General features: G+C 65.2%; 14 protein-coding genes. 1 reads left to right on the top strand and 13 read right to left on the bottom strand.

Annotated elements, in window-relative coordinates; genetic code table 11:
• Positions 1–317: 317 nt before the first annotated feature.
• The 11 genes from accD to DDF70_RS23435 form a co-directional block, all read right to left on the bottom strand.
• On the bottom strand, positions 318–1,229 hold the full coding sequence (accD, locus tag DDF70_RS23490; protein ID WP_114947239.1) for an acetyl-CoA carboxylase, carboxyltransferase subunit beta: 912 nt from the start codon (positions 1,227–1,229) through the stop codon (positions 318–320).
• Between the two features lie 155 nt (positions 1,230–1,384).
• Positions 1,385–2,224 carry a tryptophan synthase subunit alpha gene (gene trpA / locus DDF70_RS23485; protein ID WP_114947238.1) on the bottom strand — a complete coding sequence of 280 codons (840 nt, stop codon included), beginning with the start codon at positions 2,222–2,224 and terminating at the stop codon, positions 1,385–1,387.
• Positions 2,225–2,435: 211 nt separating this feature from the next.
• Positions 2,436–3,656 carry a tryptophan synthase subunit beta gene (gene trpB / locus DDF70_RS23480; protein ID WP_114947237.1) on the bottom strand — a complete coding sequence of 407 codons (1,221 nt, stop codon included), beginning with the start codon at positions 3,654–3,656 and terminating at the stop codon, positions 2,436–2,438.
• Between the two features lie 60 nt (positions 3,657–3,716).
• Entirely contained in the window at positions 3,717–4,379 is a 663-nt protein-coding gene (locus DDF70_RS23475; RefSeq protein WP_114947236.1) for a phosphoribosylanthranilate isomerase, read from the bottom strand.
• Positions 4,380–4,392: 13 nt separating this feature from the next.
• Complete coding sequence (gene lhpI, locus DDF70_RS23470) at positions 4,393–5,337, bottom strand: bifunctional Delta(1)-pyrroline-2-carboxylate/Delta(1)-piperideine-2-carboxylate reductase (RefSeq protein ID WP_114947235.1); 945 nt, start codon at positions 5,335–5,337, stop codon at positions 4,393–4,395.
• Between the two features lie 10 nt (positions 5,338–5,347).
• A complete protein-coding gene (locus DDF70_RS23465) occupies positions 5,348–5,701 on the bottom strand; it encodes a LapA family protein (RefSeq protein WP_114947252.1) in 354 nt (117 codons plus the stop codon).
• A 17-nt stretch (positions 5,702–5,718) separates the two neighbouring features.
• On the bottom strand, positions 5,719–6,033 hold the full coding sequence (gene ihfB / locus DDF70_RS23460) for an integration host factor subunit beta (RefSeq protein WP_009490463.1): 315 nt from the start codon (positions 6,031–6,033) through the stop codon (positions 5,719–5,721).
• Positions 6,034–6,059: 26 nt separating this feature from the next.
• Positions 6,060–7,025 carry a signal peptide peptidase SppA gene (gene sppA, locus DDF70_RS23455; RefSeq protein WP_114947234.1) on the bottom strand — a complete coding sequence of 322 codons (966 nt, stop codon included), beginning with the start codon at positions 7,023–7,025 and terminating at the stop codon, positions 6,060–6,062.
• 555 nt (positions 7,026–7,580) lie between these two features.
• Positions 7,581–9,278 carry a 30S ribosomal protein S1 gene (gene rpsA / locus DDF70_RS23445; protein WP_114947232.1) on the bottom strand — a complete coding sequence of 566 codons (1,698 nt, stop codon included), beginning with the start codon at positions 9,276–9,278 and terminating at the stop codon, positions 7,581–7,583.
• 333 nt (positions 9,279–9,611) lie between these two features.
• Positions 9,612–10,922, bottom strand: coding sequence for an MFS transporter (locus tag DDF70_RS23440; RefSeq protein ID WP_162820608.1), 1,311 nt, complete (start codon positions 10,920–10,922; stop codon positions 9,612–9,614).
• A 152-nt stretch (positions 10,923–11,074) separates the two neighbouring features.
• Positions 11,075–11,704, bottom strand: coding sequence for a 2-hydroxychromene-2-carboxylate isomerase (locus DDF70_RS23435; RefSeq protein ID WP_114947230.1), 630 nt, complete (start codon positions 11,702–11,704; stop codon positions 11,075–11,077).
• A 224-nt stretch (positions 11,705–11,928) separates the two neighbouring features.
• Between DDF70_RS23435 and DDF70_RS23430 the strand changes: the two genes are divergently transcribed.
• Positions 11,929–13,161: an argininosuccinate synthase gene (locus DDF70_RS23430; protein ID WP_114947229.1), complete on the top strand. Its 1,233-nt coding sequence runs from the start codon at positions 11,929–11,931 to the stop codon at positions 13,159–13,161.
• A 183-nt stretch (positions 13,162–13,344) separates the two neighbouring features.
• On the opposite strand, the gene DDF70_RS23425 is transcribed toward DDF70_RS23430, so the two are convergent.
• Together DDF70_RS23425 and DDF70_RS23420 are read right to left on the bottom strand one after the other, a co-directional pair.
• A complete protein-coding gene (locus DDF70_RS23425; protein WP_114947228.1) occupies positions 13,345–13,683 on the bottom strand; it encodes a hypothetical protein in 339 nt (112 codons plus the stop codon).
• Positions 13,684–14,183: 500 nt separating this feature from the next.
• A complete protein-coding gene (locus DDF70_RS23420) occupies positions 14,184–16,073 on the bottom strand; it encodes a PAS domain-containing sensor histidine kinase (protein ID WP_114947227.1) in 1,890 nt (629 codons plus the stop codon).
• Positions 16,074–16,815: the final 742 nt, after the last annotated feature.

The following is a 16,815-nucleotide window of genomic DNA, read 5'->3' as shown; positions in this document are numbered from 1 at the left end:
GCGGGGATGCCGGCCGAAGTGGTGCCGGCAGATAACCAGCCTGACGGTATGGAGTCACTTCGGATGAAGGTTCACGCGCCCAGCACATCGTGCGGAAAAGTGGATCCGGTTTTCGCTAGCGCGGCCCGCTGGGTCCGCCCCCAACGATGTGCTCATCGAAAGAGCGGAGCATCGGATGGATCCCAAAAGTGCAAATCCACTTTTGGGTCAGATGCTCTAGCGCCGACGACACTGGACATGAGCGAGAGGATGGAAGCCGCTTTGCGCACCGTCAATGACGGTGCGCATCGGAGGAATCCATCGCCCTGTGCTCTCGCTTACTCGGCGGCCGCGGCCGTGATCTCGGCGTTCACCGGCACGGGACGGGCGACCGGGCTGACGGCCGGAGCCTTGGTGAAGAGGCGCGACAGACGGGCGACCGTCTCCTTCAGATCGTGGCGGTGCACGACCGCGTCCACCATGCCGTGATCCTTCAGGTATTCGGAGCGCTGGAAGCCGTCAGGCAGCTTCTCGCGGATGGTCTGCTCGATGACGCGCGGCCCGGCAAAGCCGATGAGCGCGCCGGGCTCGGCCAGATGGACGTCGCCGAGCATGGCGTAGGATGCCGTCACGCCACCGGTGGTCGGGTTGGTGAGCACGACGATATAGGGCAGCTTGGCATCGCGCAGGCGGCGGATCGCCACCGTGGTGCGGGGCATCTGCATGAGGGACAGGATGCCCTCCTGCATGCGCGCGCCGCCGGAGCCGGCGAAGAGCACGTAGGGCGTCTTCTTGTCGAGCGCCGTCTCGGCGCCCTTGATGAAGGCCTCGCCGGCCGCCATGCCGAGCGAGCCGCCCATGAAGCCGAAATCCTGGACCGCGATGGTCATCGGCAGCTCCGCGACCCGGCCGAAGCCGACCTTGAACGCGTCCTGCTGGCCGGTCTTGGTGCGGGCGTCCTTCAGGCGGTCGATGTAGCGCTTCTCGTCACGGAATTTCAGAGGATCGACGGCCACTTCCGGCAGGGCCACGTCGAGCCAGGTGGCGCCGTCGAACATGAGCTGGAGGCGCTGGGTGGCCGAGATGCGCATGTGGTGGTTGGAGCCGGGGATCACCCACTGGTTCGCCTCCACGTCCTTGTGGAACACGACCTGTCCGGTCTCCGGGCACTTGATCCAGAGATTGTCCGGCGTCTCGCGCTTGAAGAGCGTCTTGATCTTCGGACGGACGACTTCGGAAATCCAGTTCATCGCTAATCCTTCTCCGTGAGGAGCATCCCGGAAGCCTTCATCCTGAGGAGGCCGTCAGGCCGTCTCGAAGGACGAGGGCGTCTCCAGTGCTCTCTGGACCCTCCTTCGAGACGGCGCTACGCGCCTCCTCAGGATGAGGGACCTTGTTCTATGTATTAGGCCGCCGCCCGTTTTGCCACAGAGCGGACGCCTTCACTCAATTCCTTCACCAGCTTCGTGACCGCCTCGACCGAACCTGCCGTTGCGCGATCCTGAGCATCGAGGGTGCCCTTCAGCGCGTCGATCAGGGCCGAGCCGACCACCACGCCGTCGGCACCCTTGGCCACCGCCGCCGCATGGGCGCCGCTCTTGACGCCGAAGCCCACCACGACGGGAAGGGGCGTATGGCGCTTGATCCGCTCCACGGCCGTTGCGACCTTGCCGAAATCGGGCGTCGCCGCGCCGGTGATGCCGGTGATCGAGACGTAATAGACGAAGCCCGCCGTATTCGCGAGGACCGCCGGCAGGCGCTTATCGTCCGTGGTCGGGGTCGCGAGACGGATGAAGGCGAGTCCGGCCTTGAGGGCCGGGAGGCACAGCTCGTCGTCCTCTTCCGGCGGCAGGTCGACGACGATCAGGCCGTCGACACCGGCTTGCTTGGCGTCAGCCAGGAAGCGGTCGACGCCGTAGACGAAGATCGGGTTGAAATAGCCCATGAGGATCACGGGCGTGTCCTGGTCCTCGGCCCGGAAGCGGCGGATGAGGTCGAGGGTCTTGACCGTGTCCTGCCCCACCTTCAGGGCGCGCAGCCCCGCCGCCTGAATGGCCGGTCCATCGGCCATGGGATCGGTGAAGGGCAGCCCGAACTCGACGATGTCGGCCCCCGCCTTGGGCAGGCTCCTGAGGATCTCGAGCGAGGTCTCCGGGTCCGGGTCGCCGGCCATCACATAGGTGACGAGAGCGGCGCGGCCTTCCGCGCGGCATTTTTCGAAACGGGCTTCGATGCGCTGTGTCATGGGCGGGTCTTTAGCATGAGAGGAAGGCGAGGCGAAATATGTGAAGAGCGCCGTATGTCCTCTCCCTCCTTGTGGGAGAGGGGTGGCTGCGAAAGCAGCCGGGAGGGGGGTGGGAGCGCCAGCCTCTCAGAACGAAGCGCCAGCACCCCCCTCTCCAACTCTCCCCCACAAGGAGGGAGAGGGTCGGTTGCGCTGCATGCCAAGGTGGTTCTCAAACGATCTGGTTGCCCAGGTGCTCGGCGATCTGGAACAGGTCCTTGTCGCCGCGGCCGCTGATATTGACCACCATCAGGTGATCCTTGGGCTTCTGCGGGGCCAGTTCCATCACCTTGGCAAGCGCGTGGCTGGGCTCCAGCGCGGGCAGGATGCCCTCGAGGCGCGAGCAGAGCTGGAAGGCTTCCAGCGCCTCCTCGTCGGTCGCGGAGATGTAAGTCACCCGGCCCATCTCGTGCAGCCAGGCATGCTCGGGTCCGATGCCAGGATAATCGAGGCCGGCCGAGATCGAATGGGCGTCCTGGATCTGGCCGTCGTGATCCATCAGCAGGTAGGTGCGGTTGCCGTGAAGCACGCCCGGGCGGCCGCCCGAGAGCGAAGCCGCATGCAGCTTGTCGAGGCCGTGACCCGCCGCCTCCACGCCGTAGATCTCGATGTCCTTGTCGTCGAGGAACGGATGGAACAGCCCGATGGCGTTGGAGCCGCCGCCGATGCAGGCGACGAGCGAATCCGGCAGGCGGCCTTCCGCCTGCATCATCTGCTCGCGGGTTTCGTTGCCGATCACGCATTGGAAGTCGCGCACCATGGCCGGATAGGGATGCGGACCGGCGACCGTGCCGATGCAGTAGAAGGTGTCGGACACGTTGGTGACCCAGTCGCGCAGGGCCTCGTTCATGGCGTCCTTGAGGGTGCGGGTGCCGGACTGCACCGGCACCACCTTGGCGCCCAGCATGTTCATGCGGAACACGTTGGGCTTCTGCCGCTCCACGTCGACGGCGCCCATATAGACCACGCAGTCGAGGCCGAAGCGCGCGCAGAGCGTCGCGGTGGCGACGCCATGCTGGCCGGCGCCGGTCTCGGCGATGATGCGCTTCTTGCCCATGCGGCGGGCGAGAAGGATCTGGCCCAGCACGTTGTTCACCTTGTGCGCGCCGGTATGGTTCAGCTCTTCGCGCTTGAAGTAGATTTTTGCCCCACCGAGATGCTCCGTCATGCGCTCGGCGAAATAGAGCGGGCTCGGGCGGCCGATGTAATGGGTCGAGTAGTTCGCCATGTCGGCGTGGAAGGCCGGATCGTTCCTCGCCTCCTCGTAGGCCTTTTCCAGCTCGAGAATGTTCGGCATCAGGGTCTCGGCCACGAAGCGGCCGCCGAACTGGCCGAAATGCCCGCGCTCGTCGGGACCTGTGCGGAAGGAATTGGGTTGAGCTTGAGCTGACACGGGCTGTCCTGCCTTGACGATCTTGAAAGCGCGCGCCCGGGGAGGACGAGCTCTCCTAACTTAGTGATGGGCGGCAGCGAATGCTGTCCGGGCGGCCTTGATGAAGGCCTCGATCCGTGCCGGATCTTTCAGACCCGGTCCGCTTTCCACCCCGGACGACACGTCGACGGCCTGCGGCTTCGTGAGCCGGATCGCCTCCGCAACGTTATCGGGGTCGAGGCCACCTGACAGCATGAAGGAAACCTTGCGGTCAAGTCCGTTCAGAAGTCGCCAGTCGAAGGCGATCCCGTTGCCGCCGGGAAGCGCACCGGCCGTGCGGGGCGGCTTGGCGTCGAGCAGGATGCGGTCGACGTCGCCCGCATAGGGGCCGAGCGCCTGCAGGTCGGAGGCTTCCGCAATGCCCAGCGCCTTCATGACCGGACGCTTGACCATGGAGCGGATCTCGGCCACGCGCTCGGGGCTCTCGGTACCATGCAGCTGAATCAGGTCAGGGTTGATCGCCTCGATGGCCTGGGCGACGTCTTCGTCTCCGGGATTGACCAGGAGCACCACGCGCTGAGCGCGCCCCCTGGCCTGCAGGGAGAGACGATGGCCGAGATCGAGGCTGACGTGACGGGGGCTTTTGGGGAAACGCACGAAACCGACCATGTCCGCGCCTGCGCCCAGGGCGACATCGAGGGTCTCGGGCGTCGAGAGCCCGCAGATTTTGATCAGGTTATCCATAAGGGCTACTTTACTACGCTTTTGGGAGCGAGCGCCACACCAGCATCGCCGCAGCCAGGTCCTCCAATGCCGCACCGACCGACTTGAAGGCCGTGATGGCCGCCGGATCGCGACGGGGCGCACTCACGCACAGGTCCGCGAGCGTGCCCCGGATGTGGCTCTCGGCCATTGCGCCACCCTGGAGCGCCACGGCCACGTCCCCACCCTCCGTCTTGGCGGCCGGCGTGTCGATATGGACCTGAGCCCGCAGCAGGGCCTCGTCGTCCGCCTCGCGCATTTTGAGATTGAAGGCGCCGACGAGATCGAGATGCGCCCCCGGTTTCAGCCAGCCCCCCCTGACGATGGGTGCGCTCGAGAGCGTCGCGCAGGAAATGAGATCGGCTTCGCGCACGGCCGCCTCCAGGTTGGTGACGGCGGTGACCGGCAGACCCTCGCGGCGCAGCTCGGCGGCGAGCGCCTCGGCCCTGGCGCCGTTGTGGTTCCAGAGCGCAACCTCGCGAATCGGCCGCTGGCTCATATGGGCGCGGATGAGGAAGGGCGCGAGGGACCCGGCCCCGACCATCACCATGCGGCCTGCATCCTCGCGCGCCAGATACCGCGCCGCCAGGGCCGAGGCGGCGGCCGTGCGCCAGACGGTCAGTCGTGTGCCGTCGAGAACCGAGACGGGCTCGCCCGTGGCGCCGTCCATGAGCAGATAGGAGCCCATGACGCTGGGCAGGCCCTTGGCGCCGTTTTCCGGGAACACGGACACGACCTTCACACCGACGAATCCATCCTGCGTGGCGGGACCGGTCCAGGACGGCATGAGCAGGAGCGTGCCATGGGCGCCGGCCCGCTCGATCTCGTGGTGATGGCGCACCGGCGTGACCATGTCGCCGCGAAAGGCCTCGGCCAGGGCATCGATCAGGGCTGGAAAGGTGAGAACCCGATCGATCTCGGCAGCTGTCACGACGCGCATGGTAAAGGTCTTAGAACCGGGGGCTGGGAGAAGAGGACACCGTCGCCGGCAGAGTGGTGGCTGAACCGTTCTGCGTCTTGAGGCGCTCGGTCTCGTAGCGCAGCTGGCGCGTCTCGCGCCGCAGCTGCCGGCGCGACTTGCGGTTCTTGCCCTGCGCGAGCCAGCTCGCCGTGCCGCCGATTACCACGCCGAGCATGACGGCCGCGAAGATCACGGCGAAGAGCGGCAGCCGGGTGGCGAATTCCGGCGCGTCCTGGGAGAACGGGTCGAGCGACAGGGTCACCGGGGCGCGGTTCGCGACCGCGAGGAGGACCACCAGGACGGCGACCGGCAGAAGAATGAGCGCCTTCAGAAAGCGAATCACGAACACCTCTCAAGCAATCACTGTGCGGCCGCGGCCTTGAGCACCTTGGGAGCCGGAGCATTGAGCCGCTGACGCATTTCCTTGCCCGTCTTGAAGACGGGAACGACCTTTTCGGAGATGGAAACGGCTTCGCCCGTGCGCGGGTTGCGGCCCGTGCGAGCGTCCCGCTTCTTCACCGAGAACGCGCCGAAGCCGCGCAGCTCGACCCGGTCGCCCCTGGCGAGGGCATCGCCGATCGTATCGAGAATCGCGTTCACGATCTTCTCCACATCGCGCTGATAGAGATGCGGGTTCTGCTCGGCGATCTTGAGCACCAGTTCGGATTTGATCATGGAATGGCTATATCTTTGACGTTGCTTTATTTTTCCGAAGGTTGCCAGACCGCCAGAAGGCCGTCAAGTTGTGCGATCTCCGCATGGGACGATGCCCGGCGCAAGCCGTCCGCCACCCGCTCGAAACCGAAGAGATCGGCCACCGTCGCGCCCATGGCGAAGATGGAAAGGTCCCGGTCGCTCTTCGGCTTCCAGTCGCGAATCGGCAGGTCCTTGGCCACGCCCTTGGTCTGCTCCAACCACGCGACCGCATCGCGCTCCCCGCCGATCTTGTCGACGAGCTTCATGGGCACGCCCTGGCGGCCGCTGAACACCTGCCCCGTGGAGGCGGCGGCCAGCTCGCTCTCGCTCAGGCGGCGGCGCTCGCGCACCAGGGTCTTGAACCAGTCGTAAGTGTCGTTGACCACCGACTGCATGGCGGCGCGCGCCTCCGGGGACGTGGGCTTGAAGGGGCTGGGCTCAGCCTTGAGCGGCGTGGACTTCACCTCCTCCAGCTTCACGCCGACCTGGCCCATGAGGCCCGACAGGTCGGGGTACTGGAAGAGCACGCCGATGGAGCCCACGATCGAGGTCTCGCGGGCGACGATGTAATCGGTGGCGATCGCCGTGATGTAGCCGCCGGAGGCCGCCGTGCCGTCCACGAAGGTGACGACGGGCTTCTTCTCGGAAAGCCTGCGGATGTTGCGGTAAAGCTCCTCGGAGCCGGTCGTGGTGCCGCCGGGGCTGTTGATGGAGATCACCACGCCGGAAACCGCGCTCGACTCGCCCACCCGCTGCATCAGGTCGGCGAGGCGCTGGTTGCCGGTGATCACCCCGTCGACGGAAATGCGGGCGATCTGGTTCTGAATGGCGCCGTATCCCGCCCGGTCGGCGGCCACGTAGCCAAGAGCGGCTACGGCCGCGATGAGACCCAGAAATCCCGCGACGCGCCAGAAGGAGAGCTTGCGGCGCAGACGGCGGCGGTCGGCGATGGCTTCGGCATCGATGGACATCGATTCGTCTCTTGCTGGTTCCAAGTCGGATGAGAAGGGCTGCACCCTAGAGCGGTTCGGACGCTTTTTCTAGGCGGCGAAGTTGAATCCGCAGCACCTAAAACGCGTCCGCCGACAAGCAGATAGGGCAACGGAAGCGGCGGCCAAGGCGGAACCGGCGTGACGGATCGTGCGGGTGTCTCAGGATACGGCCGTGTCAGGGAGCCCTCACCGTCATGGCCGGGCTTGTCCCGGCCATCCCGCTTTCTTGGAGCGCCGATCCATACGTGTTGCCCCGCCGTCATTCCGGGGCGCCGCAGGCGAACCCGGAACCCATAAACACGACGCCTCAAGAAAGCACGATCACCGCTACGCCTCTTCCTGCATCGTCAGCGGTTATGGGTTCCGGGTTCTCGCAAACGCTCGCCCCGGAATGACAAGCGGCGCGTCATCAGAAGCGCGAACACCGGCACGAGGCTGGTAATGACGAGGGGGAGAACTCGCGGCTTCCCCAAACAAAAAATCCCCGGGCTTTTCAGCCCGGGGATCCATCGAACTCCGAAAGTCGGAGACCGATTACTTCTTGTCCTTGGCCTTCAGGGCGGCGCCGAGGATGTCGCCGAGCGAGGCACCCGAATCGGTCGAGCCGTACTGAGCCATGGCCTCCTTCTCCTCGGCGACCTCGAGGGCCTTGATGGAGACGGTGACGCGGCGGGCCTTGCGGTCGAACTGCGTGACGCGGGCATCGAGCTTCTCGCCGGCGGCGAAGCGCTCGGGGCGCTGGTCGGCGCGGTCACGAGCAAGCTCGTTGCGCTTGATGAAGGTGGTCAGGTCGGTGTCGACGATCTTCACCTCCAGGCCGCCGTCCTTCACCTCGAGAACCTCGCAGGTGACGATCTGGCCCTTCTTGATCTCGCCGGCTTCGGCGAAGGGATCGCCCGCAAGCTGCTTGATGCCGAGCGAGATGCGCTCCTTCTCGACGTCCACGTCGAGAACCTGAGCGCGGACGATGTCGCCCTTCTTGAAGTCGTCGATGACCTGCTCGCCCGGACGGTTCCAGTCGAGGTCCGAGAGGTGGACCATGCCGTCGACGTCGTTCTCGAGACCGATGAACAGACCGAACTCGGTCTTGTTCTTGACCTCGCCTTCGACTTCGGAGCCGACAGGGTGCTTCTCGGCGAAGGCTTCCCACGGGTTCTGAAGCGTCTGCTTCAGGCCGAGCGAGATGCGGCGCTTCACCTGGTCGACCTCGAGGATCACGACCTCAACCTCCTGCGAGGTGGAGATGATCTTGCCCGGGTGGACGTTCTTCTTCGTCCAGGACATCTCGGACACGTGGATCAGGCCTTCGATGCCCGGCTCCAGCTCCACGAACGCACCGTAATCGGTGATGTTCGTGACGCGGCCCTTCAGCTTGGCGCCGACGGGGTAACGGGCGGCGATGCCCTCCCACGGATCGGCGAGCAGCTGCTTGATGCCCAGCGAGATGCGGTGCGTCTCGTGGTTGATCTTGATGATCTTCACCTTCACCGTCTGGCCGATGGTTACGACCTCGGACGGGTGGTTGACGCGGCGCCATGCCATGTCGGTGACGTGCAGCAGGCCGTCGATGCCGCCGAGATCAACGAACGCACCGTACTCGGTGATGTTCTTGACCACGCCGTCGATGACCTGACCCTCTTCGAGGTTGGCCACGAGCTCGGAACGCTGCTCGGCGCGGCTCTCTTCGAGAACCGTGCGGCGCGACACGACGATGTTGCCGCGGCGGCGGTCCATCTTGAGGATCTGGAACGGCTGAGCCACGCCCATGAGCGGGGTGACGTCGCGGACCGGGCGGATGTCGACCTGCGAGCGGGGCAGGAACGCCACGGCGCCGTCGAGGTCGACCGTGTAGCCGCCCTTCACCTGGTTGAAGATCGTGCCGTTGACGCGCTCGCCGGCCTCGAAGGCCTTCTCGAGCTTCACCCACGACTCTTCGCGGCGGGCCTTGTCACGGGAGATGACGGCCTCGCCCAGCGCATTCTCGATGCGCTCGACATAGACCTCGACCTCGTCACCGACATTGACCGTCTGGTCGCGGTTCGGGCCGGCAAATTCTTTCAGGGCGACGCGACCTTCGGTCTTGGCGCCGATATCGATGACCGCGACGTCCTTTTCGATCGCGACCACCTTGCCCTTCACGACCGAGCCTTCGCTGATCTCGGAGGTGCGGAAGGATTCTTCGAGCAGGGCCGCGAAATCTTCACGGCTCGGCTGTTGCAAAGCTGCAGACATAGGTTCTCCTGAATGGCCCTCGTTTAAAGGGGCAACGCCGGCGGCTCGTGTTAACGGGCCGTTTCCAGCCGCCGCTGCCTGAGGACGCCCCTTCTAGGGCCATGTCCGAGGCATGCCGCTCATCGAGCGGGCCGGCGTATCATCGACGGATGGAAACGCTTGTACCGCAATGACTTATCCGGACGCCAGAAGGGCGCGTCAGACGCACCCTTACGCAACGTTAACCGTCAATGTCTTGTCGGATGGGGGTTCTAATATCCCAAATGGCCCCTGACCACAAGGCTTTCAAGGATTTGAGCCTCCCCGATCGTTTGCGGGGAGGCTCGAAGGGCGTCAATCCTCGTGGATCAGGCTGTGCTGGCGGGTGTCCTTCATGCGCAGGTAGACGATGAGGGACAGGCCGACCATGACGGTCACGTACCAGAAGAACCCGTATTCGATGCCGGCCTGCTTGAACCAGAGCGCTACGTACTCGGCGGTGCCGCCGAAGACCGTGTTGGCAATGGCATAGGGAAGCGCCACGCCGAGCGCCCGGATATGGGCCGGGAACATCTCGGCCTTCACGACGGCGTTGATCGACGTGTAGCCGGTGACGATCACCAGGGCCGCGAGGCACAGGGCGAAGGCCGTGTAGGGGTCCTTCGTGCCGGCGAGCGTCGAGAAGATCAGGTAGGTGAACAGCACGCCGAGGATGCCGAAGCCCACCATCAGCGGCTTGCGCCCGATCCTGTCGGATAGGGCGCCCGCCGCCGGCTGGATCACCATGAACACGAACAGGGCCGCCGCCGTGATCTGGCTCGCCGCCTCGCGGGAGAAGCCCGAGGTGTTGACCAGGAACTTCTGCAGGTAGGTGGTGTAGGCATAGAAGGCGAGCGTGCCGCCGGCGGTCAACGCGATCACCGTGAAGGCCTCGCGCGGATACTTGGTGAAGAGCGCCAGGCCGCTGGAGCGGGGCGCCTTCGCGTCCGTGCCCTGGGCGCCTTGGGCGTTCTTGTAGGATTCCGTCTCGGCGAGGCCGCGGCGGAGGTAGAACACGATCACCGCGAGCACGCCGCCGATGGCGAACGGGATGCGCCAGCCCCAGGCTTCGAGGCTCTGCTCGGACATGACCTGCTGCAGGACCAGCAGCACGGCAAGCGCGAGGAGCTGGCCGGAGATGAGCGTCACGTACTGGAAGCTCGAGAAGAAGCCGCGGCGGCTCTTGCCCGCCATCTCGCTCAGGTAGGTCGCGCTGGCGCCGTACTCGCCGCCGACGCTGATGCCCTGGAGGAGGCGCGCCAGGACGAGGATGATGGGGGCGAACACCCCGATGCTGTCATAGCCCGGCGTGACGGCGATCATCAGCGAGCCCGTGCACATGAGCGTCACCGACAGGGTGAGGCCGGCCTTGCGGCCCTTGCGGTCCGCGTAGATGCCCATGATCCAGGCGCCGATGGGGCGCATGAGGAAGCCGACCGCGAAGACGGCGGCGGCGTTCAGCAGCTGGGCGGTCTGGTCGCCCTTGGGAAAGAAGATCGGGGCGAAATAGAGGGTGAAGGCGGAATAGACGTACCAGTCGTACCACTCGACCATGTTGCCGGCCGATCCGCCGAGGATCGACTTGAGGCGGCCTTTCTGGTCGGCGACACTGTTTTTCATCAACATCATGCGACTCGTTTTCCAACGTGGGCACACGCCCCGGACGAGGGAGCGCATGGCTTTACGGAGATTCTGGAAGGATTGTCGGGGCGGCAGCGATTGGCGTCCCGCTGCGGCTTATCTGGTTGTGTACGACATAGAACCAGCTTGACCATCGGTCAAACCGGCCAGTCCGAGCGACGGGCCTGGGCAACCGCCCAACTGAGCGCCTGTTCGAGCCGGTCGTTGCCCCAGAACATCTCGCCGTCCTCGGTGAAGAAGGTGGGCGCGCCGAAAAGGCCCCGGGACTGGACCTCGTCGCCCATCCGTCGCAGGCGGGTCTTGTTGGCCTCCCCCTGCGCCTCGGCCAGAACCGTCTCGGCCTCGAGCCCCATGCCGGTCAGGATCGCGGCCAGCACTGCCGGATCGGCGATGTCGCGCCCCTCGCCGAACTCCGCCGTGTAGACGGCCTTGGTGAAGGCCGGGGCCCAGCCGGGCTCGACCCCAATGAGCGCGATGCGCGCCGCCAGGAGCCCGTTCTGCGGAAAGGTCTTGGGACGGTAGAAGGGCAGCCCGAGCCGGGCGGCCTCCCGCTCCATGTCCCGCCACATGTAGCGCCCCTTGACGGGAAAGAGCGCGAAGGGCGAGGTCTCCAGCCCCTGCGCCTTGAAGACAGGCCCGAGCAGGAACGGCCGCCACAGCAGCACGACGCCCGCCTCCGCTGCAGCCTTCTCGATGCGCATGGCCGCGAGATAGGAATAGGTGGAGGCGAATTCGTACCAGAATTCGAGGTTTGGCTGGCGGATCATGAGCGTCTCTCGATACCGGACTTCATGACAGCAAGGCTCTCGCCTCCTGCCAGCCGGCTTCACATCCTTATATGGGCGTATCGCATTCCCTCAAGTTATGGCAGGCCTTGGCTTTCCGGTCAGGAATGCAGGGGGAGCATGCCGTTCGATCCGACCAAAAGTGGCTTCCCCTTTTAGATCCGATGTTCTAAGTCGCAGGCACCCTTATCAACGGAACCCTTGCTATGGCTGAGAAGCGCGTGAACAAGGTCGTGCTCGCCTATTCCGGCGGCCTCGACACCTCCATCATCCTCAAGTGGCTGCAGACCACCTATGGCTGCGAGGTGGTGACCTTCACGGCCGATCTCGGCCAGGGCGAGGAGCTGGAGCCGGCGCGCAAGAAGGCCGAGCTTCTGGGCATCAAGCCGGAAAACATCTTCATCGAGGACCTGCGCGACGAGTTCGTGCGCGATTACGTGTTCCCGATGTTCCGCGCCAACGCGCAGTATGAGGGCCTGTATCTCCTCGGCACCTCCATCGCCCGGCCGCTGATCGCCAAGAAGCAGATCGAGATCGCCGAGAAGGTCGGCGCCGATGCGGTCGCCCACGGGGCCACCGGCAAGGGCAACGACCAGGTGCGCTTCGAGCTCGGCTACTACGCCCTCAAGCCCGACGTGACCGTGATCGCCCCCTGGCGCGAATGGGACCTGCGCTCCCGCGAGCAGCTCATCGCCTTCGCCGAGCAGCACCAGATCCCGATCGCCAAGGACAAGCGCGGCGAGGCTCCGTTCTCCGTGGACGCCAACCTCCTGCACGCCTCCTCCGAAGGCAAGGTGCTGGAGGATCCCTCCGTGGAGGTGCCGGACTACGTCTATTCCCGCACCGACGGCCCCGAGTCCGCGCCCGACAAGCCGACGGTGATCAAGATCGCCTTCGAGAAGGGCGACCCGGTCGCCATCGACGGAAAGAAGCTCGGCCCGGCCGACCTGCTGGCGAAGCTCAACGAGCTTGGGCGTATCAACGGCATCGGTCGCCTCGACCTCGTGGAGAACCGTTTCGTCGGCATGAAGAGCCGCGGCATGTACGAGACCCCCGGCGGCACGATCCTTCACCTCGCCCATCGCGGCATCGAGTCGATCACCCTCGACCGCGGCGCGGCCCACCTGAAGGACGAGCTGATGCCGAAATACGCGGAGCTCATCTATAACGGCTTCTGGTTCTCGCCCGAGCGCGAGATGCTTCAGGCGCTGATCGACCGGTCCCAGGAATTCGTCACCGGCGAGGTGACGCTGAAGCTCTACAAGGGCGGCGTCCACCTCATCGGACGCCAGAGCCCCTACACCCTCTACGACCAGGATCTCGTGACCTTCGAGGAAGGCGCCGTCGCCTACGACCACCGCGACGCCGCCGGCTTCATCAAGCTCAACGCGCTGCGCCTACGCACGCTCGCCCAGCGCAAGAAGAAGCTGGGACTGTAAAAAGAAAGAACGTCCTCTCTGAGCCTGCCCTCACCCTCCACGTCATCACCGGCCCTGTGCCGGTGATCCCGATGCGAGAGGCGCGGCGCTTCAATTAATCGGGATGGCCGGGACGAGCCCGGCCATGACGTTGAGGAAGTCAAAAAACGTGGAGGCCATGGCGGGGAGCGTGTTGAACGCCCCTCACGCCTCCGGCCTGCGAAAGACGCCCTGCACCACCTGCCCTCGCCCGATCAGTTCCGGCGGCGGGTTGGTCCAGTCGACTTCCTGCGGCTGGCGGTCGTGCCAGTAGACCATCCAGCGGCCCTGCGGGTCCTGATACACGCCGTAGATCAGGTGGCCGCGCCACTGGCTTGGGCGGCGGGAGAGCGCGGGGATGAGATCCCGCAGGCCGCGCATCAGCAGCCATGTGACGCCGATGAGGGTGAGCGGCAGGCTGACGAGCCAGAGGGCCTGGATGAGTTCAGGCCAGGTGTGGAACTTCGAGAGCCAATCGGCCCATGCGGAATAAGGCTGGTCCATCGCGGCAACTCCCCTCAGGTGAAGGGACCACCAGCAGGAGTGCTGGTGGTCGGGGAGTAGTAAGACCGCCTAGAGACAGCCGCATTGGCCTTTAGGCTTTCGCCCTGGACATGCGCCAACACCTCCCCGGCCGTAGCTGGGAAGGCATCGTTTGCGGTCGATGCCGACCGCTCTAGGAGGGGCTTACTAGACCCCGGAACCGGGTGCGCCCGGCTTCCGGGGACGAGGTAACACGCAACAGGGGTGCGGGGTCAATGGCCCTCGTCTGAGCGCCAAGCCGTATGGCGCGTTCCACTGCCATGGTCGACCTCGTGCCGATGATCCCGATGAGTTGAAGCGCCGAGAAACACGCGCCGGTGTCATCCCCGGCGCACGCAGTGCGGGAAGGGGATCCACTCACATGCTCAGCGCTATGGATTCCCTTCCCCTCCGCTGCGCTCCGGCCGGGAATGACACTGAAGGCGCTTCATTTGACCCGGATATCAAGCGCGAGCCTTCGCTCAAGGCAATGAAGCCTGCTCCTGCATTCCGCTTGCCTCTCTCAACGGAATGTCCATCACGCACACGACTCCGGTCGGATCGTAGGTGAGCTGAACATCGCCGCCGACGTCGGTTGCCAGGCTTCGCTCGATCAGCCGCGTGCCGAAGCCTCGGCGGGTCGGAATGCTGACGGGCGGACCACCCTGCTCCTCCCATCTCAAGACGAGGCGCGGCGCGTCCCCCGGCGTGAGCATCCATGTAATGACGACGCATCCTGACGGGACGGCGAGCGCGCCGTATTTCGCGGCATTCGTCGCCAGTTCGTGGATGGCCATCGCGATGGCGAGAGCCGTTCTCGGAATGAGGCGAAGGCGCTCGCCCTTGATCTCGAAATGCTTCGTCTTCTGCCGGAGATAGGGCTCGACCACCTCGTCGATGATTTCCCGCAGCTCCGCCCCTTCCCAGTTCTGGCGCGTGAGAACGTCATGGGCGCGCGCCAGGGCGAACAGGCGATCCTCGAACGCCTGGAGCTTGGGACGGCTCTCCTCACTCACCTGACGCAGGCTTTGCGCCGCCATCGCCTGGACGATGGCCAGCGTGTTCTTCACCCGGTGGTTCAGCTCGTTGATGAGAAGCTCGCGATGTTCCTCGACCTCCTTGCGGTCGGTGATGTCGAGCACCGAGCCGACATAGCCGAGGAAGGCGCCGTCTTCGCTGAAGCGTGGCGCAGCCGCATCGATGGCCCACCGGTAGGTCCCGTCCGCCCGCCGCAGCCGATATTCGAGCCGGAACGCCTGCTGCTTGGCGTTGGCCTCCTGGAACACCCGGCCCGACTCGTCGCGGTCCTCCGGATGGACGGCGTCCAGCCAGCCGAAGCCCAGGCCGGTCTCCGGCGTCTGTCCGGTGAACTCATACCAGGAGCGGGACAGGTAGGAGCCTCGTCCGTCCGGCTCCGTCACCCAGACCATGACGGGAGCGTTGTCGGCGAGATTGCGGAATCGTGCTTCGCTCTCGCGCAGGCTCTCCTCCGCCTGGACCCGCTCCGTGACGTCGTAGCCCTCGGCGAAGATGCCGGTGGCCTTGCCCGTGCGGTCCGTGATCGGCTGATAGACGAGGTCGACGAACCGGTCTTCGACGCTGCCCCCCGGTTCCCGCTGAAGCCTGACCCGGAGACTGCGCCCGACAAAGGGTTCGCCCGTCGCGTAGACTTTGTCGAGCAGCTCGAAGAATCCCTGGCCCTCGATCTCGGGCAGGACGTCCCTGACGGTCTTTCCCAAGATGTCCCGGCGGTGTCCCACGAGCTGGAGATAGGCGTCGTTCGCCAGCTCGAAGACATGATCACGGCCGCTCAGCATCGCCATGAAACCGGGCGCCTGGCGGAAGAGTTCGCGAAGCCGGTCCTGCTCGGCCTTCAGGGCCGCCCGGGATTTCACCTCCTGGGTGGTCTCCGTGCAGGCACAGAACATGCCGCCGATGCCTCCCGTTTCGTCCCGGACGGGCGAGTAGGAGAAGGTGTACCACGTGTCTTCCGGATAGCCGTTGCGCTCCATCACGAGGTGCATGTCCGCGTGGTAGGTCGCCTCTCCGGCCAGCGCCTTGGTCACTAAGGGCTCGATGTCGGACCAGATCTCCGACCAGACATCCACGAAAGGGAGGCCAAGGGCGTGCGGGTGCTTGGCGCCGAAGATGGGCCGGTAGCCATCGTTGTACAGGAAGGCCAGCCGAGGGCCCCAGGCGACGAACATGGGAAATTTGGAGGTGAGCATCAGGCTCACGACCGTTCGCAGGCTCTGCGGCCAGCCTTCGGGAGGGCCGAGAGGCGACGTGGACCAGTCGTGAGCGCGCATGAGCGCACCCATTTCACCGCCCCCGCTCAGGAAATAGAGGCCGGGAGCGAAGTTACGATCCATTGAACCCGCCTGCCGGAGATGGCTTTGTCTCGTGTCGAGGGTGGATGAGGCGACAGACGGTCGCGAGCGAAGCCGACCGAACGTTGCCGGAGCCACGCCTTTCAACCTTGGCCGCAACCATGCCTGCGAGCTGACGCGTCGTGGATATATTCGAGGTTATTCTCGCTGACATGCAGATTTTCGGAAGGTCAAAGGATACCTTCCATGTAGACTAACCCTACGTTACTTCAATGTTTCTTTCGGTTGATGGGACGGCGCACCCTCGACCGCATTGACGTCATCGCTGCTCCCGGATTTGGCCTGGGAGTCGGTCCAGGCATCTCAGTCTGCCGTGCCCCCATCGCCCTCATCCTGAGGAGGTCGCTGTGCGACCGTCTCGAAGGACGAGGGCGTCTCCCGTGCGCGCTGGAGCCTCCTTCGAGACGCCGCTGGCGCGGCTCCTCAGGATGAGGTCGGAGAGGCGGTGAGGACAATCTCATGTTCTCACTTTGTTCTTGACAGGCCGTGCAACCTTGGCTATATCATTGCCCAGATCTGCTCCTGACGAGGGGCGCGCTCGCGAGGCGTCGCAGTGTGGGAGCAGGCACGGTCCCGCCGCAGGCCTCGCACGCCTGTGGTCGCGGGAGGTCGACCTTGGCCCTGCCAGCTGGTCCACCTGAAAAGAACCGTGCGCGAAGCGGCCGTCCGGCTCTTCCATCCAACACACAGTAGCGAGCCGGGCTGCCCGTCGCGCCACCCTCGA

The organism is Microvirga calopogonii (assembly GCF_003347665.1).
GTDB classification, from domain to species: domain Bacteria; phylum Pseudomonadota; class Alphaproteobacteria; order Rhizobiales; family Beijerinckiaceae; genus Microvirga; species Microvirga calopogonii.
This window is presented reverse-complemented; position numbering and strand designations above follow the sequence as displayed.